The 23,751-nt window shown below is 43.5% G+C and carries 21 protein-coding genes and 5 pseudogenes; 15 read left to right on the forward strand and 11 right to left on the reverse strand.

The window, feature by feature from the left end; translation table 11 throughout:
* The 3 genes from WKT20_RS06690 to WKT20_RS06700 are packed head-to-tail and all read right to left on the reverse strand — an operon-like array spanning nt 1 to nt 1,774.
* Nucleotides 1-288, reverse strand: coding sequence for a DUF4834 family protein (locus tag WKT20_RS06690; protein ID WP_340417068.1), 288 nt, complete (start codon nt 286-288; stop codon nt 1-3).
* Nucleotides 289-342: 54 nt separating this feature from the next.
* Entirely contained in the window at nt 343-1,047 is a 705-nt protein-coding gene (locus WKT20_RS06695; protein WP_117701719.1) for a CDP-alcohol phosphatidyltransferase family protein, read from the reverse strand.
* Nucleotides 1,048-1,087: 40 nt separating this feature from the next.
* Complete coding sequence (locus WKT20_RS06700) at nt 1,088-1,774, reverse strand: phosphatidylserine decarboxylase family protein (RefSeq protein WP_117701718.1); 687 nt, start codon at nt 1,772-1,774, stop codon at nt 1,088-1,090.
* 583 nt (nt 1,775-2,357) lie between these two features.
* On the opposite strand from WKT20_RS06700, the pseudogene WKT20_RS06705 reads away from it, so the two are divergent.
* Nucleotides 2,358-3,629 (forward strand): annotated as a pseudogene (locus WKT20_RS06705) (SusC/RagA family TonB-linked outer membrane protein); the annotation flags it as partial.
* Between the two features lie 645 nt (nt 3,630-4,274).
* A pseudogene (locus WKT20_RS18310) lies at nt 4,275-4,949 on the forward strand (DUF4955 domain-containing protein); the annotation flags it as partial.
* Nucleotides 4,950-5,199: 250 nt separating this feature from the next.
* Here WKT20_RS18310 and WKT20_RS06715 read toward each other — a convergent pair.
* Nucleotides 5,200-6,240, reverse strand: a complete 1,041-nt coding sequence (locus WKT20_RS06715) for a DUF4831 family protein (protein ID WP_117701756.1) — start codon at nt 6,238-6,240, stop codon at nt 5,200-5,202.
* Nucleotides 6,241-6,248: 8 nt separating this feature from the next.
* The gene (locus tag WKT20_RS06720; RefSeq protein WP_117701717.1) at nt 6,249-7,766 is read right to left on the reverse strand and encodes an NAD(P)H-hydrate dehydratase; all 1,518 of its coding nucleotides are present in this window, start codon (nt 7,764-7,766) and stop codon (nt 6,249-6,251) included.
* 157 nt (nt 7,767-7,923) lie between these two features.
* Here WKT20_RS06720 and hpt point away from each other — a divergent pair, with 157 nt between their 5' ends.
* The 9 genes from hpt (at nt 7,924) to WKT20_RS06765 (ending at nt 13,960) form a co-directional block, all read left to right on the forward strand.
* The gene (hpt, locus tag WKT20_RS06725; protein WP_117701716.1) at nt 7,924-8,460 is read left to right on the forward strand and encodes a hypoxanthine phosphoribosyltransferase; all 537 of its coding nucleotides are present in this window, start codon (nt 7,924-7,926) and stop codon (nt 8,458-8,460) included.
* Nucleotides 8,461-8,484: 24 nt separating this feature from the next.
* A complete protein-coding gene (locus tag WKT20_RS06730; protein ID WP_007559755.1) occupies nt 8,485-9,054 on the forward strand; it encodes an adenylate kinase in 570 nt (189 codons plus the stop codon).
* 55 nt (nt 9,055-9,109) lie between these two features.
* On the forward strand, nt 9,110-10,294 hold the full coding sequence (gene obgE / locus WKT20_RS06735; RefSeq protein ID WP_117701715.1) for a GTPase ObgE: 1,185 nt from the start codon (nt 9,110-9,112) through the stop codon (nt 10,292-10,294).
* A complete protein-coding gene (gene pgeF / locus WKT20_RS06740; RefSeq protein WP_118441672.1) occupies nt 10,294-11,094 on the forward strand; it encodes a peptidoglycan editing factor PgeF in 801 nt (266 codons plus the stop codon). Before obgE ends, pgeF begins: the two co-directional genes overlap by 1 nt.
* A gap of 28 nt (nt 11,095-11,122) precedes the next feature.
* Nucleotides 11,123-11,785: a B3/B4 domain-containing protein gene (locus WKT20_RS06745; protein ID WP_117701755.1), complete on the forward strand. Its 663-nt coding sequence runs from the start codon at nt 11,123-11,125 to the stop codon at nt 11,783-11,785.
* A gap of 1 nt (nt 11,786) precedes the next feature.
* Nucleotides 11,787-12,404: a M23 family metallopeptidase gene (locus tag WKT20_RS06750; protein WP_118243271.1), complete on the forward strand. Its 618-nt coding sequence runs from the start codon at nt 11,787-11,789 to the stop codon at nt 12,402-12,404.
* Nucleotides 12,405-12,410: 6 nt separating this feature from the next.
* Nucleotides 12,411-12,605 (forward strand): hypothetical protein, encoded by a 195-nt coding sequence (locus tag WKT20_RS06755; RefSeq protein ID WP_007559749.1) that lies wholly within the window; start codon nt 12,411-12,413, stop codon nt 12,603-12,605.
* Nucleotides 12,606-12,665: 60 nt separating this feature from the next.
* Nucleotides 12,666-13,196 carry an outer membrane beta-barrel protein gene (locus tag WKT20_RS06760; protein WP_117701712.1) on the forward strand — a complete coding sequence of 177 codons (531 nt, stop codon included), beginning with the start codon at nt 12,666-12,668 and terminating at the stop codon, nt 13,194-13,196.
* 125 nt (nt 13,197-13,321) lie between these two features.
* The gene (locus tag WKT20_RS06765) at nt 13,322-13,960 is read left to right on the forward strand and encodes a porin family protein (protein ID WP_340417071.1); all 639 of its coding nucleotides are present in this window, start codon (nt 13,322-13,324) and stop codon (nt 13,958-13,960) included.
* Between the two features lie 43 nt (nt 13,961-14,003).
* Here the strand turns inward: WKT20_RS06765 and WKT20_RS06770 are convergent, their stop codons facing one another.
* The 4 genes and pseudogenes from WKT20_RS06770 to WKT20_RS06785 all read right to left on the reverse strand — a co-directional run.
* Nucleotides 14,004-14,771: a hypothetical protein gene (locus WKT20_RS06770; protein ID WP_340417072.1), complete on the reverse strand. Its 768-nt coding sequence runs from the start codon at nt 14,769-14,771 to the stop codon at nt 14,004-14,006.
* Between the two features lie 35 nt (nt 14,772-14,806).
* Nucleotides 14,807-15,199, reverse strand: coding sequence for a hypothetical protein (locus WKT20_RS06775; RefSeq protein WP_340417073.1), 393 nt, complete (start codon nt 15,197-15,199; stop codon nt 14,807-14,809).
* Nucleotides 15,200-15,207: 8 nt separating this feature from the next.
* Nucleotides 15,208-16,240, reverse strand: a pseudogene (locus WKT20_RS06780) (HlyD family secretion protein).
* Nucleotides 16,241-16,274: 34 nt separating this feature from the next.
* Nucleotides 16,275-16,553 (reverse strand): annotated as a pseudogene (locus tag WKT20_RS06785) (TolC family protein); the annotation flags it as partial.
* 233 nt (nt 16,554-16,786) lie between these two features.
* Between WKT20_RS06785 and WKT20_RS06790 the strand changes: the two are divergent.
* A pseudogene (locus WKT20_RS06790) lies at nt 16,787-16,843 on the forward strand (hypothetical protein); the annotation flags it as partial.
* A 66-nt stretch (nt 16,844-16,909) separates the two neighbouring features.
* Here the strand turns inward: WKT20_RS06790 and WKT20_RS06795 are convergent.
* Entirely contained in the window at nt 16,910-17,881 is a 972-nt protein-coding gene (locus tag WKT20_RS06795) for a type I phosphomannose isomerase catalytic subunit (protein ID WP_340417074.1), read from the reverse strand.
* A gap of 216 nt (nt 17,882-18,097) precedes the next feature.
* On the opposite strand from WKT20_RS06795, the gene WKT20_RS06800 reads away from it, so the two are divergent.
* The gene (locus WKT20_RS06800) at nt 18,098-20,788 is read left to right on the forward strand and encodes a TonB-dependent receptor (protein ID WP_340417075.1); all 2,691 of its coding nucleotides are present in this window, start codon (nt 18,098-18,100) and stop codon (nt 20,786-20,788) included.
* A 58-nt stretch (nt 20,789-20,846) separates the two neighbouring features.
* A complete protein-coding gene (locus WKT20_RS06805) occupies nt 20,847-22,130 on the forward strand; it encodes a hypothetical protein (RefSeq protein ID WP_340417076.1) in 1,284 nt (427 codons plus the stop codon).
* 64 nt (nt 22,131-22,194) lie between these two features.
* Here the strand turns inward: WKT20_RS06805 and WKT20_RS06810 are convergent, their stop codons facing one another.
* Nucleotides 22,195-22,953, reverse strand: coding sequence for a YaaA family protein (locus WKT20_RS06810; protein WP_117701705.1), 759 nt, complete (start codon nt 22,951-22,953; stop codon nt 22,195-22,197).
* 113 nt (nt 22,954-23,066) lie between these two features.
* On the opposite strand from WKT20_RS06810, the gene WKT20_RS06815 reads away from it, so the two are divergent.
* Complete coding sequence (locus WKT20_RS06815) at nt 23,067-23,585, forward strand: TlpA family protein disulfide reductase (RefSeq protein ID WP_040312478.1); 519 nt, start codon at nt 23,067-23,069, stop codon at nt 23,583-23,585.
* Nucleotides 23,586-23,751 lie beyond the last annotated feature (166 nt).

Consider the following 23,751-nt stretch of genomic DNA (forward strand, 5'->3'; position numbering starts at 1 on the left):
TTATTTGATTTCTTCGAACTCTACGTATTCCCCTTCGTCTTTATCAAAAATCTTTTTGCGTTGACGCACAGGTATATCTCCTTGTGTGGAGTAAGAATCTGTTGTCTCTTCCTGACGAGGGTTCGACTGATAGTTTTGAGAAGAGTAAGTTGTTCTCTGACCCGAATTCTTACCTTGCATACGACGCTTGAATCCGAATACCAGACTGACGACTTTGGAAAGAATGAGCAATCCAATCACCAGAACAACCAGTATGATAAAAAATAGAAAGCCTAAAATATGGAACATTGTCTTTTGTTTTTAATGTGAGATATGCAAAAAATGTGCCATACGATTTCTAAGCTATTTCTTATATGTCAGTAATGACAGAATGATATACCAGACAATGACAGCCGCAAATCCGCTCAGTTGGAAAATAATTAGCAGAGGGATACTGACAATCAGAAAAATATAGCTTATCTTGTTATGCCCCCATGACAGGTCTTTAAACTTCAGTGAAAACATCGGGAGTTCTGCCACCAGCAGCAGTGACATGATTACTACTAAGATGAACAAGTATAAAGCGTTGAAATGGTCGGATACTAAAAAATTGTGTGCACCTACGGTCAGTGAGCCCCAGAATAATGCATTGGCTGGAGTCGGCATTCCGATAAAGGAGGAAGTCTGTCGTTCATCCAAATTAAACTTGGCTAATCGTAAGGCAGAGAAAACAGCTATCAGGAAAGCTGTATAGGGTATGATTCCTGACAATGGCAGAAGAAAATCCGGATAATGTACTTCTTTAAACAAAGAAAATGCGATGGCAGCCGGTGCAAGTCCAAAAGTGATATCATCTGCCAGTGAATCAAGTTCTTTTCCTATGGGAGAAGATACATGTAGCAGACGGGCGGTCATTCCATCAAAAAAGTCGAATGTGGCTCCTAATACAATAAAAAGCAGAGCCAGTTCATATTTACAATGAAAAGCCATATAGCTGGCTATGCATCCACAAAACAAGTTGCAACTTGTAATGGTGTTGGGAATGTTCCGGGTTATCACATTTGCCATATCTTATTATATAATAAGGTGTAAATATTGTATTTCAGGTTTAAGGCAGACGGGCAATTACCGTTTCATTACCGGTGGTTTTTTGTCCCATGCTGACGCAGACTTCTGTGCCCAGTGGCAGATATACATCTACCCGTGAGCCGAATTTGATAAATCCCATGTGTTCGTCAATATAACAATCTTCACCCGGTACTGCATAGGTAACGATGCGTCTTGCTACTGCACCTGCAATCTGGCGTGCCATTACTGTATGGCCCTCAGGAGTTTCAATTACCACCATGGAGCGTTCGTTTTCCGTACTGGCTTTGGGAAGCCATGCTTTCATAAAACGTCCGTTATGATGGTCTACATGCTTTACCACTCCGTCTACAGGATACCAGTTGGCATGTACATTGGTGATGTCCATGAAAATGGAAATCATCAGTCGGCGGTCATGGAAATATTCGTGTTCATCCACCTCCTCAATTACCACGATACGTCCGTCGGCAGGAGCCACTACGGTTTTTTCCGTATCTCCTTTGAACAATCGAATCGGGCAGCGGAAAAAATTGGCCATCAGTAGGTACAGAATGATACTAATGGCCGCTACAATATAAAATGGTATCCGACATTCTATCCCCCAATATAAAGCGGAGTTTACAAGAAGCAATAATATTGCGCTGGTAATCAGAATGTGAGTTCCTTCATGGTGGAGGCGGATTTTTTTTAGTTTCTTTATTTTGTTCATTCGGGTCATAACAAAGTTGAATGTTTTTATCGTGCGAAGATAGGGCTAATTTGAGAACTCTGCAAATAATAGAAACAGAAAAACAAGCTAAGGTGAATATTTCCTCTTTAAATAAAGAGGAAAAAAAGATGATTTTGATATCTGCTGAAAAAACGCAAGGGCGTTTGATTTTAAACTCTTTGACGTTTTAACTGAAACACAAGTACATTTTAAAGGAAACGTACTTGCGTTTTAGTTGAAATGTACTTGTGTTTTTGAGGGTGATGTAAAAGCATTTGGAGGTATAATTTTATTTGTGAAATAGATGTTCTTTATCATGTTTGTTTTCGTATGTATCTGATAGATAGGTGTTTATAAAGTTTGTGGTTTTTGTTTTTTTAGCTAATGAATATTTTTGTCCCCTTAAATGAACTATTTTGTCACTTCTTTCTATAATAAAACGGTACATTTGTCACGAAAACTTTAAAATCTAAATTTAATCTAAATTCATTGTATGCAAACTGAATTCCGTACTATTCTATGGAGAAGGGGATTGAGCATGATGCTGTTCGTCTTATTCTCTATGACTGTGGCTATGGCCTAGGTGCTCGTGAAGGGTACTGTGATTGACAAGACAGGAGAAAGTGTCATCGGTGCCAGTATTCAAGTAAAAGGTACTACTCAGGGAACCATTACCGATATTGATGGTAAGTTTTCGTTAGGAGTACCTGACAAAAAATCCGTTATTGTGATTTCTTTTATTGGCTATGCCACAAAAGAACTCCAGGTGGATCCCTCTAAACCAATGTCTATTGTATTGGAAGAAGATACAAAGGTATTGGATGAAGTTGTAGTCGTTGGTTACCAGGAAGTGAGAAAAAAAGACCTGACTGGTTCTGTAGCCAAGGCGGATATGAATGAATTGTTAAATACTCCAGTAGGGTCATTTGACCAGACACTGGGGGGACGTATTGCGGGTGTAAATGTGTCTTCTGGAGAAGGTACTCCGGGTGGAACGATGAATATTGTAATTCGTGGTAATAACTCATTGACACAGGATAACTCTCCACTTTATGTAATTGATGGTTTCCCGGTGGAAGATGCTGCCATTGCAAGTACTATCAACCCTTCTGATATTGAATCATTGAATATTTTGAAGGATGCTTCGGCTACGGCTATTTATGGTGCTCGTGGTGCAAATGGTGTAGTTATTATTACGACTAAAAAAGGTAAGGTAGGTAAGGCACAAATTACATATGATGGAAGTGTAACCATGCAGCATGTGACTCGTACCATTCCGATGATGGATGCATACGAATTTGTAAAATTACAGGCAGAAACATATCCTGCATCCATTGCAAATTCGACAGGTGGATACCTTATGGAATATCAAGGAAAACAATGGACTCTGGAAGATTATCGTGATATTTTCCAAGATGACTGGCAAGATGAAATTTTGCGTACAGCTTTGCAGCATAATCATAATATAAGAATTACGGGAGGTACAGAAGGTGTCTGTTACAATGCATCTGTATCTTATTATAATCAAGATGGTATTTTGCTGAATTCAGGTTATGAACGTTTTCAGGCGCGTGCAAATACGGTTGTGAAAAGAGATAAATTGGATATTAGTCTGACTACAAACTATTCTCGTAGTATACAGACTGGTAGCACTCCATCAGAAACTTCTTATAGTGGTATGAATAACCTGTTCTATAGTGTATGGGGATATCGTCCTGTTACTTATCCGAACAAGTCTATGGAGTCATTGCTGAATGATGTGATGGATGAGGCTATTGATAGCAGTAATGACTACCGTTTCAATCCTATCCGTTCTTTAAAAGAAGAATATCGCAAGTACTATATTAATACAATACTTCGGTAAATTTTTACCGAAAGATTAAAAGTTAAACAATAGAACCGGCAAAAGCTGGTTCGGAAACACTAAAGAGGTCATTGAAATGTTGTCAAAAACGAATGGTTAAGCATGAAGAAATGTGCTGAAAAAAGAGAGCTAACCTGCTGATAATAAAGGTAAAAAAGTATTGCATAATTCGTTATTTCTTAGTAAATTAGAAGTCTCTGAACTCTTCTGATTATGACTAAAGAAACACTCCTTATGCAATACCAATCCGAGTGCCTGTCGGCTCTCAAATCAGTAGCGAATGAAATTTTGATGTATGGAGGGAATTTTGTCATAAAAGGTGACGGAGCAGACAAGACGTTCCTGGAAATGGAAACTCCTAACTTGCCTAAAAAGAAATCGGATATGTATTCTTCACCAGTAATGATTAATATCAAGCATAATTTATGGCTGGGAGCTGAGTATGAAGTGACCGGAAATGCGGAAAAAGGCGCGTTTAAGGTGAAAGTGGCTGGAGCATCAAATTTCAAGGTCGGTGAGTGGGTATGCTTGTATTTGCATGACAATAATCCTGAACTGGTGAGAAGGGAATTGCTTCCGTATACTTGGGAATCTACTATGACAAATATTTCTACAGAAGGTGTGCAGGTGGAAGATTACCATCAGAGTGTGAGCGAGGCTGCTTCTATTATCTCTAGTGCGAACTTCTCTGCTTATAAAATTAATATTACCGGGAATCGCGGACATTCGGCCATTCGCTCCCAAGGTTCCAGCAGGGTGTTTATTGGTGCAGTACGTGATTGTACGGACGGACCGTTGGCAGACCAATACCCTACGTTTCAGACTAATGCCGGACAATATCATGCTTGTGGCGTATCGAAACCTAGTATGGGAGCTGTTATTTGGAGGGTAACCTGGGGGGATGATGCTTGCTTTGAATCGCATGCTACTCAGCCTCGTGCTACGTTGATTGATAATTGTACGGGTGGTTTTGTGCAGTCCAAACAAGGGGGAGATGCTAATCAGGTACCGAATCATTTGAATGATCTTACTATCTGGAATATGTGTGCTACGAAGACAGCTGTAAATGGAGGCGGAACACTACCTGGTAATGGTGAGTTTGACTGGTGGCGTATGGGATGGAAATACTGGAAGATTTTGCCTCCGGTAGTTGTGGGGTTCCATGGGGCTTCAGTTAAATTCGTAAAGGAGCAGGTAAAATTAGATGAGAGTAATGGCATTCCAGTGGAACCTCAATCGCTTTACGAGGCGCAGTTGAAGCATCGTTTAGGGACTGTCCCAGCTTGGTTAAATGCGTTGAAGCAGTTTTAATGAAATTTCTTTGTTTGTTTTATGTTTTCCTGTCCGAAGCTATATGTTTCTGGGAGCAGAAATTTATATTTCCCAATTAGCAAACGAATAGCTCTCTGACGGAAAACATAAAAAATTTTTTGATGTCATGCTTTTTTGTTTAAGAGGTTTTGTTGTCAACTTTTACCTTATTCTTTTAAAATAAGAATCCCGTTCTTCGGTATTTATACACGCGAAGAACGGGATTCTTGTCATTTATAAACCTCGTGTATCAGTCTTTGTCTATTTTAAGAATACCACCAGTCGTAGAATTGAAAACGACCCGTGTATTGATTTTTTTGTCAAACAGACCATCTACCAGTACTTCGGTATGCCCGAACTGGGTAAACGACATTTCGTCGTTGAAAAGTTTTTTGCCTTGATAGCTGACTGTGACATTGCCTTTACCGGGTACATTGTAAATGACACCGTCAATTTTTTTCTTCTTTTTCCCTTCTTCTTCAGGCACAGGCAAGGTGGAAGTGTTTCGAATGGAAATGTAAATCGGATCACCCGCCAGATTGTTCGTAGGAAGCACTCCTAGTTGGGCAGAAAAACGGGCGGCAATTTGTTCTTGTGCATTGTTGTCGGGTTCTACTAAAAACGTAAAGACTTTGTCTTTGCGGTCAGTAGTACCGGTAAATGTTTGGGTCAGCGCTTTTTCTTGTTTGTTCAGCTGGTCAATAACCAGTTGCAGGGAAGCCCCGTCCTTTGGCATGGTTTCTGCCTGGCCGCGCAGGATGATATTTTTGCTGTCGCGTATGTTGTAAATTTCGCGTGCTGTCAGTTCGGCCATCTTGGCACTGGAACCGGCCATGAGGATGTCTTCTGTCATGTACTTGCGGGCATTTTCATGTGGCTCGGGTGTCTCCAGTTTATAGTCAGGGGCAGATTCTTTCTCTGTAGAGGTTGTATTGATGGCTTTTACGATACCTTTATCTGTCAGTTCCACATTGGACGCCACACTTTTATCTTTCAGTTTCATGATGTAAGCTTTGGTGGAGTCGGGTACTCCCACAAGGCGTACATGAATATCCTTGATTTCCCAGTGACTTTCGGGCTGTGTATTGACATCATTTAAACGCAGGTAGCGGCTGGCGTAGAGGCTGAAGTCGCCTGGCTGGTAGTTTACTTTGGTTGCAATGATGTCAATAGCAACTTTGGTCTTAGGCAAGAAGTACACGATGCCTTCGCCTGCTTGTGGTACATAGCTTTCCTGGGAGTAGGCATTCAGAGAGGCCAGTAGTCCCAATGCAATGATTCCTCTTTTCATATTGTCTGTCATTTAGTTTCCATTAGTTGTTTCCAGGCTTCAGGCAGTGCTTCTACAATATCTCCGGAAGTCATGCTGATAACGCCTTTTTGCTGGCAAGCAATGTCGCCAGCCAGACCGTGTACATATACACCCAGTCGGCAGGCTTCTTCGTGTGTATAGCCTTGTGAAAGCAGTGAAAGGATAATACCGGTAAGTACATCACCGCTTCCGGCTGTGGCCATACCCGGATTGCCTGTCGGATTGAAATAGGTCACTCCGTCAGGGGTAATGACGGCGCTCCATGCCCCTTTCAGTACGATGTAGCATTGCAGGTGGGCTGCCAGCTCTTTAGCCTTTGACAAGCGTTCATAGCTGTTGCTGCAGCGTCCGATGATGCGTTCCAGTTCCTTGACATGTGGAGTCAGGATGCTGTGGCGAGGAATACGGGTCAGGTAGTTGCGGTAGTTGCTGAAGATATTGAGCGCATCTGCATCCAGCACCAAAGGAATATAACAGTTGCTTACCTGGTCAAACAGTGCCTGCACCGTGATTTCTTCCTGTCCCAGTCCCGGGCCGATGGCTACGGCCTGGAAGTTGTCGAGGTCGGCAGCTTCGGCAAAGCAGCGGTCGTGTACGTCATCTTGCACCATGGCTTCGGGCACATTGCTCTGTAGCAGATCATGGTTACATACAGGAGTGTGTACGGTAAGTAGTCCGATGCCTGAACGTAGGCAGGCACGTGAAGCTAACAAAGCGGCACCTCCCATCCCGTAGGAACCGGCTATCAACAGACCGTGGCCGAACATGCCTTTGTGGGCAAACTTCTTTCTCGGCTTGATGAGCGCACGCATTTCGCTGGCTTCTGTAATATAATAGGGAGTTTTTGCTGCTTCGATGAATTCACGGCTGATGCCGATGTCGAGTAATTGCCATTCGCCTACTACATCTGCATTTTCAGCAAAAAGGAAGGAGAGTTTAGGCAACTGGATACTTAGGGTCAGGTCGGCCTTGATGATATTTTGTCGGATGTTGTGGGTGTTGTCTTCTCCCATCAGTCCGGAAGGGATGTCGATGGATACTACCTGGGCAGGAGAGGCATTGATGTATTGTACTACGGCAGCAAATCCTCCGCTCAGCGGTTTTTGCAGTCCGGAACCGAACAGACCATCTATGACTACATCGTGACTGCCCAGATGGGGAGGATCGAACTGGTTGCTGACTTCGGTGTAGTTGGCAAAACCGCTTTCTTTCAGGCGCTGTACGTTTGTAAGACATTCTTCAGAAAGTGTACCTTTTACGTTGAACAAATAGACTTCTACCGGGTAGTTTTTCAGGAAAAGAATCCGGGCTACGGCCAGTGCATCTCCGCCATTGTTCCCGGGACCGGCAAATACGACAAGACGGTGTGATTTGTCATATCGCTCGCTAATGGCTTGTGCCAGCAGGCCAGCGGCTTTTTCCATAAGGTTGATTGACAATATAGATTCATGGGTGATGGTATATGCATCAGCCTCCTTTTGTTGTGTACAACTTAAAATTTTCATTGTATATATAAAATAGCTATTTTGTCGGTAAAAGTACGAAAAAAGCCTCGAATGGGATATATATTCTATTGAAAATATCTTTAAATACTCAGGGGGAAGTGTGGCGGTTTTAGGGAAAATCCGTAAATTTGCACAATTTCTAAAACTAGATTATAACATGGATACGATTCAGATTAAAGACAAGCGTTTCAAAACGTTTATCCCAGAGGCGGATATCCTGAAGGAGGTGGCACGTGTGGCCAATGAAATCAATCATGACTTGGAGGGTGAAAATCCGTTGTTTTTGAGTGTGTTGAATGGCTCGTTCATGTTTACGGCCGATTTGATGAAACATCTGACGATTCCATGTGAGATTTCGTTTGTGAAATTGGCCTCGTATGCAGGAACGGCTTCTACAGGAAAGGTGAAAGAACTGGTAGGACTGAATGAAGATATTTCAGGACGTACGGTAGTAATCGTGGAAGATATAGTAGACACGGGTCTGACTATGCAACGTTTGCTGGAAACCTTGAAGGCGCGTAATCCGAAAGAAATCCGTATTGCCACGCTGCTGGTGAAACCGGATAAGTTGCAGGTGGAACTGGATATAAACTATGTAGCGATGAATATTCCGAATGATTTTATCGTGGGCTACGGATTGGATTACGATGGCTTCGGACGGAACTACCGCGACATCTATACAGTGATGGAATAATTTTTTTATTTATTATAAGACAACATGTTGAATATTGTAATTTTTGGTGCTCCGGGTTCAGGTAAAGGAACTCAGAGTGCTCGTATTGTGGAAAAATATGGCTTGAACCATATTTCTACGGGAGATGTATTGCGTGCAGAAATCAAGAACGGCACGGAACTGGGTAAAACAGCAAAAGGTTATATCGACAATGGTCAGTTGATTCCGGATGCATTGATGATTGATATTCTGGCTAGCGTATTCGACAGCTTCAAGGATAGCAAAGGTGTGATTTTCGATGGATTTCCTCGTACAATCGCTCAGGCTGAGGCTTTGAAAGAAATGTTGAAGGTACGCGGACAGGAAGTTTCTATCATGCTTGACCTGGAAGTTCCTGAAGATGAACTGATGACTCGTCTGATCAAACGTGGACAGGAATCTGGTCGTGCTGACGACAATGAAGAAACTATCAAGAAGCGTCTGGTAGTATACCACTCTCAGACTGCTCCGTTGATTGACTGGTACAAGAACGACGGTAAATATTGCCACATTCAGGGATTGGGTACTATGGACGGTATCTTCGCTGATATTTGCGCGGCTATTGATAAACTTTAAATAATAAAAAAACTGGCGGGCCGGTGACGGTCTGCCAGTTCTTAAACTTGAATTTATGGCTGAATCGAATTTTGTTGATTATGTAAAAATCTACTGCCGCTCCGGAAAGGGAGGCCGTGGCTCGGTGCACATGCGCCGTGAGAAGTATATGCCCAACGGAGGTCCGGACGGTGGCGACGGTGGTAGAGGAGGTCATGTGATTTTGCGGGGAAACCGCAATTACTGGACATTGCTGCACCTGAAGTACGATCGTCATGTGTTTGCGGAACACGGAGGTAACGGCTCGAAAAACAAGAGTTTCGGAAAGGACGGGGCAGATAAAGTCATTGAAGTGCCTTGTGGAACGGTAGTATATAATGCCGAAACAGGGGAATACGTGTGCGACGTAACGGAGCACGGACAGGAAGTCATCTTGCTGAAAGGCGGACGCGGAGGATTGGGAAACTGGCATTTCCGTACAGCAACCCGTCAGGCACCCCGTTTTGCCCAACCGGGTGAACCGATGCAGGAGATGACGGTGATTTTGGAATTGAAATTATTGGCGGATGTAGGTTTGGTAGGTTTTCCGAATGCCGGAAAATCTACTTTGCTTTCTTCGGTTTCTGCCGCACGTCCGAAAATTGCCAATTATCCTTTTACCACGCTGGAACCGAACCTGGGAATTGTGTCTTATCACGAAGGGAAGTCTTTCGTGATGGCGGATATTCCGGGTATCATTGAGGGAGCCAGTGAAGGAAAGGGGTTGGGACTGAGGTTTTTGCGTCATATTGAGCGCAACTCATTGCTGTTGTTTATGGTACCGGGTGATACGGATGACATACGCAAAGAGTATGAGATTCTGTTAAACGAACTGGCTACCTTTAATCCGGAGATGCTGGACAAGCAGCGTGTGTTGGCCATTACGAAATGTGACATGCTGGACGAGGAACTGATGCAGATGCTGGAACCTACATTACCTGAAGATATACCTCATGTTTTTATTTCTTCGGTATCAGGAATGGGCATTCAACAGTTGAAAGATTTGCTTTGGGCCGAACTGAATAAAGACAGTAACCAGTTGGAAGCAGTACGTCGGGAAGCTATCGTACATCGTCCGAAAGATATGACCAAGCTTCGTAAGGAGTTGGAAGATATGGGTGAAGACGAAGACTTTGACTATGAGTATGAAGACGTGGATGATGAAGATGACTTTGACTACGAGTACGAAGAGGAAGACTGGGAGGACGAACCACAAAAGTAATGAATAATCTGACTGATGATAAAAGAATGTTGGTGTACGGCCCGAATAGTCTGCACACCGACATTTTTTGTTTCTCTACGACACGTCACGGCGGTTGCAGTGAGGGGAATTATGCTTCGTTTAACTGCAACCATTATTGTGGTGATGTGCCCGATAAGGTAGAACGGAACCGGGAACTGCTATGCTCGTTGTTGCCTGTGCGTCCACGGATGATGGTTGTTCCTCATCAAACACACGATACAGTGGTGAGAGTTGTGGATGAAGCTTTTTTACAACTCTCTTCAGAGGAACAATTGAATCAACTGGAAGGAGTGGATGCGATGGTTAGCGACATGAGGCAGGTCTGTCTTTGCATTTCTACTGCCGATTGTATCCCGGTACTTTGCTATGATACAAAACGGAAAGTAATTGCGGCGATACATGCCGGATGGCGGGGAACAGTGAAGCGCATCGTGGAAAAGACGTTGGACAAGATGGCGGCACTTTATGGTACGAAGGGAGAAGATGTGCAGGCTTATATCGGGCCAGGTATTTCTCTGGATGCTTTTGAGGTGGGAGATGAGGTGTATGAAGCCTTTGAAGCAGCAGGATTTGATATGGCTTGCATTGCCCGTAGAGATGAAAAGTGGCACCTCGACCTTTGGGAAGCCAACCGGATGCAGTTGCTGTCTAAAGGAGTAAAGAAGGATAATGTGGAAGTAGCAGGGATTTGTACCTATCAAAATTATACGGATTTCTTCTCGGCACGTCGGCTGGGCATTCGTTCCGGGCGTATTTTGTCGGGGATTATGCGGATGTAGAACCATTTAAGAAAATAGCGAAATGGATTTGAAAATTGAAGTATCAGAGGAATTACGGCAGGCTTGGCCGCTGTTTCGTGGAGCCGCTGTATTTGCGACGGTAAAGAATTCTCCATATAGTGAAGAACTGTGGAAACGTATCGGTGAGTTTACGGAACTCTATCGTCAGAAATATACCATTGATTCTATCAAAGAGATGCCTGCCATTCAGGCCACTCGTCAGGCTTATAAGAAATGTGGGAAAGATCCCAGCCGTTACCGTCCTTCTTCAGAAGCTTTATGCCGACGTTTGTTGAGAGGACTGTCACTTTATCAGATAGATACGCTGGTCGATTTGATTAATTTGGCATCCATCAATAGCGGACATTCCATCGGAGGCTTTGACCGGGATAAGATTCAAGGAAACAAGCTGGTATTAGGTATCGGAAAGGCGGGTGAGCCTTACGAAGGTATTGGGCGTGGAGAATTGAACATTGAGGGAATGCCGGTATATCGAGATGCCGTGGGAGGTGTAGGTACACCGACAAGCGATAATGAGCGGACAAAGATTTCATCGGAAACTACTCATCTGTTAGCCATCATGAATGCGTACAGTGGGAGTGACGGTTTGGAGGAAGCCGTAAACTATATGGTAAACTTACTGAAAGAATTTGCGGATGCTCAGGATGTAGAACTTTATTATTTTGAGTAATATGAATCGCTTGATTGTAATACTTGGGCTGTTGTTCCTTTGTATGGGAAATATACAGGCTGATGAACCTGTGAAAACAGGATTTACACACATGGAGCGTAGTCATATCAGGGTGCATACACCGGGACTGTTTTCAAAGGGAAATAGCGTGGAGATACACTTGGAGTGTCTGGCTGATTCACAGTTCTGTTTTCCACTTCCTGGAGGGAAGGTCATTTCTGCTTATGGAAGTCGCGGTGGACATTCGGGAGCAGATATAAAGACCAAGGCCAATGATTCCATTCTTTGTGTGTTCGACGGTGTGGTACGCATGGCCAAAAGTTATGGTGGATATGGAAAGGTAATTGTGGTGCGGCATTTTAATGGACTGGAAACTGTGTACAGTCATAATTCCAAAAACTTTGTTGCATCGGGTGATTCGGTAAAGGCGGGTCAGGTAATCGCATTGACCGGACGTACCGGACGTGCTACGACAGAGCATCTGCATTTTGAACTCAGGGCTAACGGACAACATTTTAATCCCGGATTATTATTTAATATGTCTACCCGTGTCCCTTTGAAACGTACACTGGTATGTACGAAAACAGGAAAACATGTGAAATTATCTCCTAAAAAATGAAAGAATATGGATATTGAAAAGATATTGACAGAAGGAATAGTGTTTAGAGGCGGGAAGTCTTCTGACGGAAAAAAGAAAGAAGAGAAAGTAAAGACCAAGGCGAAGAAGAAAACCTATATTACAGGTTTGCATGGTTCTGGCTCTGCCAAGATGAAAGCGGAATATCGCCGTCGGAGAGCCAACAGACACAAACAGGGATGAGAGTGAACAAAAAACTGTATTCAGTTGTTAATATATTTGTAAAACTAAAAAAAGAAGATTATGAGAAAATTATTTTTACTAGTAGTGATTGTAATGGCTGCAATCTCGGCCAGCGCACAGGAAGGTATTTATTTAGGTGGTGGTATCAGTTTGTGGAGAAACAATGATGTAGATAAGACTTCATTCTCTATCACACCGGATGTAGGTTATAACTTGAGTGAAAAATGGGCCGTAGGGGTGGAATTGGCTTATGCACACAATGGTTATGATGGTGATAAGCTCAATAGCAATGCGTTTGCTTTGGCTCCGTATGCACGTTACTCTTTCTATGAAAACAAGATTGTGCGTTTGTTCTTGGATATGGGATTTGGATTCTCTACTTACAAGGCAAAACATGCGGATTCTGTAAATGGTTTTGAAATCGGAGTGAAACCGGGATTGGCAGTAAAATTGAATGATAATTTCAGCTTTATTACTAAAGTAGGTTTTGCAGGTTATCGTGACGACTACTATCGTAATATGAACGGAAATGGATTTGGCGTTGCTTTGGATGGCGAGAATATTTCCATTGGTATTGAGTACGAATTCTAATAAGGACGATTGAATAACTAATAGATAGGGAGCAAAAAGAGGTGAAAACTTCTTTTTTGCTCCCTTTTTATTTGTATCTCCGCTTTATCTTTTTAAATTTGTGTAATTCATTATTATTTGAGCTTATGAAAAAGATTGCATGCATAGTGACAGGTTTGTTCGTAGCTTTGACAATGGCCGCACAGACAAAAGTAACCTGGAGTATGGAACTCGGACTGGGTATGAGTTCCTGGATGGGAAAGGATGCCGGAGATTCTTCTCCATTGTTTAACCAGAAGGTTGGGGTAGGAATTGATGTACCTTTGAGTGGACTGGTATCATTTCAGACCGGATTGTATTGGGCATCGAAGGGAGCAAGCATAGATGTGGATTATGTAGGGGCTAATACGCAGAATGTGGTGGATATGCACGTAAACCAGAATTATTTTGAGATGCCTTTGCTGGCTGCCTTTCATGTAGGTACAGCTGCTAATTTTGATATGGTGTTTACGGCAGGTCCTTATTTGGCTTATGGGGTAAACGGTAAGCGGAATATCGACATTGATGACTTGACTGTTTCTTCTAACACTTTCGGTGAATCAAAGATTGAAGGAGAAATCGTTCCAGGACTACGTCGTTTTGATGCCGGTGTGATGGCTGGTGTGGCACTCGACTTTAAACGCTGGACGGTAGGACTTGACGGAGAATTTGGATGCTGCAAATTAGCCAGCAATTCAAAGACACGTAATTTGGCGTTCTTCTTCACTGCTGGCTATAAATTCTAATTCTTAGAAATTTTATGTATGCTGGATGGCCTGTGCCGTTTCTTTACGGGCAGGCTATGCAGCATTTTGAGCGCTGCCAAGTGGCGGTCGCGCCAGATTCGGTAGCTGACACGATTACAAGAAAAACAGTTCCTAATAGACATATCCAGCCGAACAACTCTTTCAGGCTGGTCAGCATGGTCTGGGTGTTTACTTCTTCATAGAGTTGCATGAGTGATACATCCGGCATCCACTCGTGCAGGTTGTCCATGTTTCTGCTTAATAATCCCCAGTTGTCACATTGCAGGTGCTTCATCCAGCGGTTCAATATGGCTGATCCCAGCGGGGTTGCAATGCTGGTACGAATGAAACTGAGTACACATAAAGACTGGAAGAAATGCTTGAAGGGTATATGCTTTGCTACATAAATGGTCAGCGAAATATAAAGCACTCCATGACCGATGCCTTTTAAAAAGTTGGGCAGATACAAACTTTCAATATTCAAATCGGGGTATATCAGAAAATACATGTAATACTGGTACATGACTATCAGTGTAAATCCGAAAGAAATCAATAGTTTATATCCTTTCTTTAATACTGCTTGCCGGAAGAATACGATACCTGCTCCAGCCAGGATTCCTGCAAATACACACCAGTTCAATGAAATGGCATTTAGCGTATCGTACTGTAAGATGGAGGTCATGAATGCATTCTGCAGTACGGAGGAGGTGGTGAGAAACAGACAGAGCATCAAGAACAGGAACAATACTACGGGGAATTTCTTGTAGCGGAATACCTGCGGGTCTATATACGGATGCCGTATGGAAGTCATCCGGTTGATGTTTATCAACAAGGATACTACGGTTATTACAATGCAGGAGCGAATCTGCACGCTGTCCAGCCAGTCGTAAAATCTCCATAGATGCAAATAAAAACAATTGCGAACAGCATGACTGTCCATAAGAGGAGGCCTATCCAGTCTATGCCATATAAAGGAATCTTTTTACCTAGTCTAATGGTTCGAGTCAGGCACATGACACAAATCCATACCACCATTAGCATGCCGATGAAGGAGGCATAGCCTGCCATGGTTACATCTTCCTGGATACATCCTAATGCGCTCGACATTTGGGTAGCAGCCGGTAGGAAAACTCCTCCGTTAAACTGAAAGACCATGGCAAAGAAGAGCGACAGGACGATGCAGACCGGAGTCGGTAAGAATTCTTTGAAGTAAGGAATCTGAGGACGTGGTTCAGCCATTTTCTTGTTTACTGTTTAACGTAACATTCTACATTCATTCCGGCTCTCAGGCGTTGCAAATCTTCCGGGCGGTTGTTTTCCGTAAACTCGATACGGACTGGGATGCGCTGTTCTACCTTTACGAAGTTGCCCGCCGAGTTATTTTGTGGAATAAGTGAATAGGAAGCTCCGGTAGCATCCGAAATAGAAGCAATACGTCCCTCAAATTTCACATCAGGGATGGCGTCTACTCTTACTTCTACCAGCTGGTTTCTCTTCATGTCGGTAGTCTGAGTTTCCTTGTAGTTGTCAATGACCCATTTCTCCGTACCGTCTACCAGAGTAACCAAGGCTTGTCCAGGCTGAACTAACTCTCCTTCATGAATGTTTTTTCGTCCGGTTACCCGTCTGTAGTAGCCAGAATCACTGTATAAGAGAGGTTCAGTTTGGCCAGGTTGAGCGAGCCTCTGCCAGTTTGATGGCCGACTCATTCTGTTCCAGTCGCTGGGTTTGCTCCTGTTTCTGGAGTAAAGTCGATTGTTTCTGGCGCAACAGCTGTTCATAGCGTGCCTGTGTCGCTTCATAATCCGTTTTTACCCGGTCGAATTGCTGGGGAGTAACGGCTTCTTCTTTCAGCAATTCCTGATAACGTTTGTAATCCGTCTGTGCATTTTACAGGCGGATTCGCTGTTCATCAATAGCTGCATCCGTTACGAGGATGTTGTTCTGTGTGGTGTTGATAGTGGTATGCATGGCACTCTTTCCAGCCAGTGCATTGCGATAGTCGGCTTCGGCCTGTGCCACTTTCAAACGATACTCCGTATCTTCTATGATGGCCAGGGTATCTCCTTTTTTCACTGTCTGGTATTCCTCAAAGCAGATTTTCTTGATGAAGCCTTGCACCCGTGTGCTGACTGGGGTCAGGTGTTGTTTCACCTGGGCATTGTCTGTATATTCCACATTACCTAAATGGATAAATTTGCCGCAAACCCAGCTGATACCGGCTACGAGGACCAGCAGTATAAAGAAATTAGAAATAGCTCTTTTTTTGTTTCGCATCATATATTTTTTCGTTTTTGTGTAAATATGCATTTCATTAAAGTGTTCCCGTAATTTTTTTCAGCAGGTAATATTGATATAATATACCTATCTGGTAGTTGGCCAGCTGCAATTCCATATCCAGCTGCATGTTGCTGGCATCCAGCATATCGGTAATCAGTGACAGACCGTTCAGGTAACGTTGCCGCACGATGCGGAAGTTTTCATGTGCCAGCTGTACGCTTTTTTGCTGGGTATGCAGTCTTACGTAAGCTTCATTCAGGTTTACGTACGCTTCGTGCACTTTGTTCTTTATTTCTTCCTTGACCAGCTGGTAGTTCTTTTCTGCTTTTTAGGTAGCTATCCGTGCCTGTTTCAGTTTCTTCTTGCTCTTGAACAAAGCATCCAGGTTGAACGAGATACCTACTCCGGCAAACCAGTAGTTGAAGTTGTTGTTCAATGGTGGAACTTCTATCAGAATCGGCCCATTAAACTCATTAGTTGCCGTCAGGCTGATGTGAGGCCTGCGTTCAGAACGAATTAGGTTTTGCCACTCCCAACCATTTCAATCGTGTGTTCCGCCAGATTACGGGCGTATCACCTAATGCTTTTGTAAAAAATGACTGAGTCCCTTTCTCTGCCTGAAACAGGACAAAAGAAAAGGACCCAGCAATGAGTATAAATTAAATCAGCTTATACGTAAGTTTCCAGGAAAGATACTTCTCCTTCCGGTACAACTTCCAGGTTCTGGGTAGTAGCCGGGAACAATACAGATTCACCTGCTTTTACGCTGATGCGGTTGCCTTCGTTGTCAGTAACGGTGCAGGCTCCCTTCATGCAGATGTAAATAACAAACGAATCCAGTTCGCTGTAGTCCATGTTCATGGCTTCTGTCAGGTTGTAAACAGAAGTAGTGAAGTACGGACAGCTTACCAGTTCCACCGGTTCGTCTTTACGCGGTTCATAGTGCGTACGATAATCATCAGATACAGTATAGTCGATGGCATCTTTTGAGAGTTCCGTATGCAGTTCGCGCAAGTTACCGTTCTTGTCTCTACGGTTGAAGTCATAAATACGGTAAGTGATGTTGGAAGTCTGCTGTATTTCTGCCAGGAAGCATCCGGCTCCGATGCTGTGGATACGTCCTGCCGGCAAGAAGAATACATCGCCCGGCTGTACGTCATATTTGTCGAGGGCATCGCAAATCGTATTGTTTTCAATCATGTCGGCATATTCCTGCGGAGTAATCTGTTTTTTCAGACCTGAATACAGGTGTGCCTGTCCACCGGTATTGTCGATGATATACCACATTTCTGTTTTACCCATAGACTGGTGGCGTTTCATGGCCAGTTCATCGTCAGGGTGTACCTGAATAGACAAATCCTGCTTGGCGTCAATAAACTTGATAAGCAAAGGGAACTTGCCCTGGAATCGCTTGTAGTTTTCTTCTCCCACCAGCTTTCCTTTATATTCTTCCATCAGCTGAGTCAGGTTCTTGCCGGCATCTGCACCTTCTGCTACTACAGATTCGTCGCCCGGTACATCTGAGATTTCCCAGCTTTCTCCCACTTGTTCCTGCTGACAGTCTAATTGTTTGAAAGGAATAATACGTTCTCCTCCCCAAAGGGTCGATTTTAAAATAGGTTTGAATTTCAAAGGATACATAATCTTATTTATTTTGGTCTGTACAAAAATAGGAAAAACTATGATTATACCTTATATAATTGGGTGAGAAAAAAAAGATATGAAGTATTCTTTTGATTTCTCAAATCAGAAATACAAACGTAATCTTCGTGTAAATGAAATGTACATCCCATGCAGTTCTGCTGTAACATAAACACTCCATCTTTGCAACGGAAAAAAGAAATGCATGAATAGATTATGAGATTAGGTTTTAAGGAGATTGTTTTTGTTTCAGGTTTCTTTGCTTGTTCTACTATGCCGATGGTAGCAGAGACTATAAAAGGTACCATTGTAGACAAGCAGACTAAAGAACCATTGACGGGAGCTACCGTACAAGTGCTTGGAAGTACAGTAGGGGCTGTAGCCGATCTTGACGGAAATTATATTTTGGATGTCCCCGGTGGAGTATATGACCTTGTGGTGAAATACGTGGGATACACCGACATTAAGGCTGGGGCTGTAAAAGCCAAAGGTAAAGATGTGGTGCTGAACTTTGAGATGGAAAGCGATGCACAGGCTTTGAGCGAAGTCTCCGTTGTAGCACGTAAAAACCTGGAAGGTGAACGTACGTTGAGCATGGAACGTCAGAAAGCCACTGTAGCCATTGAAAACCTTGGGGCGAAAGAAATGAGCGTGAAAGGCATCAGTAATGTACAGGAAGGCGTGAAGAAGATAACCGGTATCTCGATTGCCAGTGCAGGACAGCTGATTGTGCGCGGATTGGGCGACCGTTATAGTACGACTACTTTGAACGGACTGCCGATTGCTTCCCCGAATCCAGATAACAAACTGATTCCATTGGATTTGTTTCCTTCAAGTACGGTACGGAACATTACGGTAAGTAAGGTATATGAAGCTGGAACTTTTGCAGATTATTCAGGAGCACACATCGATATCAGTACCAAAGAAAATACCGGAAAAGACTTTTTCTCCATCGGTTTCAATACAGGAGGCCGGTTCAATACAATTTTCCAGGATTTCTATAAAATGGATCAGCAGTATTCCTTGTTCCGTAATCCGGGCATTAATCAGAAGTACATTGACATGTCTAAGGCGGACTTTTCTACTGCCATTACGAAGGAAAATCCTTTTCATACAACCTTCGATGTGAATAAGAGTACAAGTCTTCCGGAATTTGGCGGTAATATAGCCGGTGGAAAGAACTGGGATGTAAATGGACAGAATCTGAGTCTGTTGGCCGCGTTGAGTGCAAGCAATACCAATGAAACCACAAAAGATGCTTTTTATCGTACACTTGAGGCCGGAGGTACTACCCTCGACCGGTTTGACTACGACAGTTACCGTCAGGAACTGAAACTGGCAGGACTTGGTAACCTGGCTTATACACTTAGAGAGGCCGACCGTATTGGGTATACCTTTTTCTATGCACGTAATGCGGAGAATACCTACATGTTGCGACAAGGAGAAGACTATGAAGACAATGAACTGATAGGTAATAACTCTGTAACCCACATTTATACACTTCAAAATCATCAGTTGAACGGACACCATGAGTTTGGAAAGCAGTGGGACTTGAACTGGAGCGGTTCGTACAGCAAGACTTCCAGTGAAGAACCAGACCGCAGACAGGTGATGTTTGAAAAGGCAGGAAACTCTCTGGAACTGTTCGACCTGAACAAGCAGGAGAATATGCGTTATTTCGGCTCGCTGAATGAAGAAGAATGGGTGGGCGATTTGCGAAGTTCTTATCGCTATGGAGACAATAACCTGATACGTATGGGAGCTACTTATAAAGACAAGAGCCGTACGTTCCGTTCTACACGTTTCTACTATGATGTAAGCCGTTTCAATCCTGAAATAGAGGATATTTACCAGAGTTCCGGCTTTATGGGGTATGACCATATTGCCAATGGAGACATTTCTATAATCCGTGACCAGCAGCCGAAAGACCAGTATGATGCCGGACATTCCATTTATGCCGGATTTATTGATGCGGAATATTACCCGACAGCCAATTTCCTGGTGAACATAGGAGTACGTTATGAATACAGCCACCAGTGGGTAAATTATGCGACTGATGGAGGTGAAGCCAAACGGAATGAGGTAAACTGCCATGATTTCTTCCCGGCATTAAACTTGAAATATACCGTGAACGATGCCAACAGTCTGCGCTTCTCGTTCTCACGTACGGTAACTCGTCCGTCATTTATCGAAATGGCTCCTTTCCTCTATCAGGAATCGTATGGAGCAGCCATGATCCGAGGTAATGCAGAATTGAAGAACGGATATAACTACAATATCGACTTACGTTACGAACGCTTCGACCAGCAGAACAGCAACAATATGTTCTCTATTACGGGTTATGCAAAAATCCTGGAAGACCCGATTGAACGTACACAGACCTTGTCGGGTGGTGCGGCTGTTCACTCTTTCCAGAATGCAGATACGGGTGTGGCTGCCGGAGTGGAAGTGGAATTCCGCAGAGAACTGTTCCGCGACTTCCGCGTAGGAGCCAACGCTTCTTACATGTACACCAACGTACAATTGCCGGAAGGTGGAGCCTATACCAACGCACAGCGTTCCCTGCAGGGAGCTTCTCCTTATCTGGTGAATGCGGATATCAGCTATGCTCCTAAGTTTAAGAACGATACACAGCTGACTGCTACACTGCTCTATAACCTGCAAGGACCACGCATTCATGCGGTAGGTATTTCCGGATTGGGCGACGTGAAACAGGAGGATTTGCATACGCTGGATTTCGTAGCCACTTACAAACTGAATGACCACTGGAACTTTAAGTTGCAGATGACTGACTTGCTGAATCAGGACATCGTCTTCAAGCAGGAAGTGAAAGACGGCAGAAAGCTGGAAGTGGAACGCTACGGAAGAGGAACTACTTTTGAATTAGGTTTTAGCTATACATTATAAAAATTCATAAAGGAAAAAATTTGAACACTATTCTAAACTTTTTATTAACGAGAAAAGTATGAAAACAATGAACTTGAAATTTATGTCGATGGCTGCAATCGCTGCTATGACTTTGTGTACTGCTTGTAGTGAAGATGACAACACTCCGAATCCGGAACCTCCTGTTGCAGATGCGTATTCTTCTGAGTTGTTCTTGGCTACAGCAAACAATAACGCAATCAATTATAATTTCAGCAATACATTTACAAACAAATTTGTCGGTACGATTGACGGTGGAGCCGACGTGACGAAGGTAGATAATTTCTTTGAAGCAGCTGCTTATCGTGGTGCAGTTCCGGCTAATAATGACTGGACAGCCGGATGGATTCGTACAAGCGGCAACGGTGATGAAACAAGTGCCAATGCTGAAGAAATTCTGCAAGGCGAACTGACTGCCAATAAAACTTTATTGAAGAATAAAGTATATGCACTTAGCGGTGAATATATTGTGAAGACTGGCGCTACACTGACTATTGAAGAAGGTGTGAAAATTGTTGCCATGACCGACGATGAGTCTGTAGACTATATCTTGGTACAGCAGGGTGCTAAGATTGAGGCTGTAGGAACAAAAGAAAATCCGATCATCATGACCTCAGACAAAAAGGAGTCTGGTGCATGGGGCGGTTTGCACATCTGCGGTAAAGCTCATACCAATGCAGAAGGTGGTACCGGTAAATCAGAAATCGGTGATGCAGCTTATGGAGGTTCTGCTGACAATGATAACTCTGGTACGCTGAAATATATTCGTCTGGAAAATACGGGATATGCATTGGACTCTGAACATGAAGCAAATGGTATTTCTTTCTATGGCGTAGGTAACGGTACTACAGTAGAATACGTACAGGCTTACAATGGTTCTGACGACGGTTTTGAATTCTTTGGTGGTAGCGTTGACGTGAAACACATGGTAGTTACCAACTGTAGTGATGACTCTTTCGACTGGACTGAAGGATGGAACGGACGCGGCCAGTTCCTGGTGGCTTATCAGGAAGCAAAGGAAACACTCGGATTTGATTGCGACTGTTTGATGGAATGCGATAACAACGGTAAGAACTTTGCAGCCACTCCGGTAGCTTGTCCTACTTTGGCTAACTTGACCTTGATTGGTAACGGCGGTGAGAAACAGGGTGTTCGCTTGCGTGCCGGTACACAAGTGAAGATGTACAATGCCCTGATTTCTGGTAAAGGAAAATGCTTGACAACTGAAACTACAGAAACAGAAAAGGCATTGGTAGACGGTACTTCAGTATTGAACTACGTAACTTTGGCTACGGATATTGAATGTAACGGTGCTGAAGAATAAGAAATAGATTTCATTTGATTGATGGCGGTCTGTCGGGAGAAATGGCTCGGCAGACCGCTCCTTTTTATTGGAGAATGAAATGCATTTTTCCGTCTTCTTCTCCGTGATAGGAAAATCCTTCCCATTCAAAGTCTTTCAGTTGTTCCGGATGTGCTATCCGGTTTTTCAGGATGAAACGGGTCATCTCGCCCCGACACATCTTGGCGTAGATAACTACCGTGGTAGGTTTCCCGTTTTTCAGGGTGTAGAACTCGGGTGTAATGACCTGTACTTCCCGACAGACTTTTTCCCAGTCGAACAAGTCTTTCATTTCACCACTGGCCAGGTTGACAAGAATGCCTCCTTGTTGCCGGATGGCATCAATGAAATAGTCTGTCAGTAAAGGACGCCAGTATTCAAACATGGTTTTCCGCTCGTGTTCCGGTAAGCGTACACTGCCTTCCAAGCGGTAATTCTGAATACTGTCCAGCGGGCGGAGTAATCCGTATAAGAAAGAGGTAATCAACAAATGTTGCTGGGCATACCGAAAGTCTTCTGCGGTAAAGTCAGCCGGATGGATGCGCTTGAACACGATGCCTGTGTAGGCTAGGAGCGCTGGTAGGGCAGGAGTCTCCGGTGAAAGGAACTCGTGGTAGCGCAGGTAATTTTCGGTTGCTAACTTCGGATTCACTTTCAGCATCTGGGCCAGTTCTTCGGCAGTAAACTGGGTCATGTACAAGGCGTTTTCGCGGGCCTCTTTCAAAAAATGAGGGGTACTGGTTTCTGGATATGGAGTTTTGCTACGTGCGGTCATGGTTTTGGCACACGAGATAAATGTCATCATACGCGCTCTTGTTTTTCGTTAAAACTATTTACAAAGATAGACTCCTTGGTGGATTTTCCAGCGGTTTGCGGTATATTTGTCAGGGTTTAACATTTTATAGAAAGGAAAGAACAATGAAAAATTTACGGATTTGGAGCCTTTTGTGTCTGATTTGGATGGGTGTACTGGCTGCTTCTGCACAAGACACCGGGAAAGAAAAAATCAGTTTGGGTGATGCCATGCCTGCCATTACCCTGAATTCGGAGATATACGGTAAAGTAACACCAGCCGACCTGAAGGGAAAAGTGGTGCTGGTCAGTTTGTTTGCTACGTGGTGCGGTCCTTGTCAGATAGAACTGGCAGAAGTTCAGAAGACCTTGTGGCCGAAATACAAGGATAACAAGGACTTCAAGTTGTTAGTTATCGGCCGGGAGCATACGGATGCAGAACTGAAAAAATACAATGAACGGAAGAAGTTCAGTTTCCCGCTCTATCCGGATCCTAAACGGGAAGTCTTCTCTCTTTTTGCCGACCAGACAATCCCCAGAGCATATCTGTTCGGAAAAGACGGTAAGCTGATTCATGCTTCCATAGGTTATACAAAGGCTGAATTTCAAGAACTTATGGCTGATATAGAAGCCGCTTTGAAATAAGAAAAAGGTACATGAAAAAAACGTCCTTGTGTTTTCCCTTAAACACAAGGACGTTTTAGTTAAAACGCAAGTGCATTTTACATCAAGTGCACTTGCGTTTTAATTTAAACGTCAAAGCGTTTTGTTTCATGCGCTTTGACGTTCTTATTTTCTACCTTTGGTATAC

The sequence above is a fragment of the Phocaeicola sp. ICN-14070 genome (genome assembly GCF_037892625.1).
Taxonomy (GTDB): domain Bacteria; phylum Bacteroidota; class Bacteroidia; order Bacteroidales; family Bacteroidaceae; genus Phocaeicola; species Phocaeicola plebeius.

What these genes read in the sequence shown, in the direction of transcription:
- WKT20_RS06690 (WP_340417068.1), bottom strand. Translation starts at nt 288, where the DNA reads ATGTTCCATATTTTAGGCTTTCTATTTTTTATCATACTGGTTGTTCTG.
- WKT20_RS06695 (WP_117701719.1), bottom strand. Translation starts at nt 1,047, where the DNA reads ATGGCAAATGTGATAACCCGGAACATTCCCAACACCATTACAAGTTGC.
- WKT20_RS06700 (WP_117701718.1), bottom strand. Translation starts at nt 1,774, where the DNA reads ATGAACAAAATAAAGAAACTAAAAAAAATCCGCCTCCACCATGAAGGA.
- WKT20_RS06715 (WP_117701756.1), bottom strand. Translation starts at nt 6,240, where the DNA reads ATGAAAAGAGGAATCATTGCATTGGGACTACTGGCCTCTCTGAATGCC.
- WKT20_RS06720 (WP_117701717.1), bottom strand. Translation starts at nt 7,766, where the DNA reads ATGAAAATTTTAAGTTGTACACAACAAAAGGAGGCTGATGCATATACC.
- hpt (WP_117701716.1), top strand. Translation starts at nt 7,924, where the DNA reads ATGGATACGATTCAGATTAAAGACAAGCGTTTCAAAACGTTTATCCCA.
- WKT20_RS06730 (WP_007559755.1), top strand. Translation starts at nt 8,485, where the DNA reads ATGTTGAATATTGTAATTTTTGGTGCTCCGGGTTCAGGTAAAGGAACT.
- obgE (WP_117701715.1), top strand. Translation starts at nt 9,110, where the DNA reads ATGGCTGAATCGAATTTTGTTGATTATGTAAAAATCTACTGCCGCTCC.
- pgeF (WP_118441672.1), top strand. Translation starts at nt 10,294, where the DNA reads ATGAATAATCTGACTGATGATAAAAGAATGTTGGTGTACGGCCCGAAT.
- WKT20_RS06750 (WP_118243271.1), top strand. Translation starts at nt 11,787, where the DNA reads ATGAATCGCTTGATTGTAATACTTGGGCTGTTGTTCCTTTGTATGGGA.
- WKT20_RS06755 (WP_007559749.1), top strand. Translation starts at nt 12,411, where the DNA reads ATGGATATTGAAAAGATATTGACAGAAGGAATAGTGTTTAGAGGCGGG.
- WKT20_RS06760 (WP_117701712.1), top strand. Translation starts at nt 12,666, where the DNA reads ATGAGAAAATTATTTTTACTAGTAGTGATTGTAATGGCTGCAATCTCG.
- WKT20_RS06765 (WP_340417071.1), top strand. Translation starts at nt 13,322, where the DNA reads ATGAAAAAGATTGCATGCATAGTGACAGGTTTGTTCGTAGCTTTGACA.
- WKT20_RS06770 (WP_340417072.1), bottom strand. Translation starts at nt 14,771, where the DNA reads ATGACTTCCATACGGCATCCGTATATAGACCCGCAGGTATTCCGCTAC.
- WKT20_RS06775 (WP_340417073.1), bottom strand. Translation starts at nt 15,199, where the DNA reads ATGGCTGAACCACGTCCTCAGATTCCTTACTTCAAAGAATTCTTACCG.
- WKT20_RS06795 (WP_340417074.1), bottom strand. Translation starts at nt 17,881, where the DNA reads ATGTATCCTTTGAAATTCAAACCTATTTTAAAATCGACCCTTTGGGGA.
- WKT20_RS06800 (WP_340417075.1), top strand. Translation starts at nt 18,098, where the DNA reads ATGAGATTAGGTTTTAAGGAGATTGTTTTTGTTTCAGGTTTCTTTGCT.
- WKT20_RS06805 (WP_340417076.1), top strand. Translation starts at nt 20,847, where the DNA reads ATGAAAACAATGAACTTGAAATTTATGTCGATGGCTGCAATCGCTGCT.
- WKT20_RS06810 (WP_117701705.1), bottom strand. Translation starts at nt 22,953, where the DNA reads ATGATGACATTTATCTCGTGTGCCAAAACCATGACCGCACGTAGCAAA.
- WKT20_RS06815 (WP_040312478.1), top strand. Translation starts at nt 23,067, where the DNA reads ATGAAAAATTTACGGATTTGGAGCCTTTTGTGTCTGATTTGGATGGGT.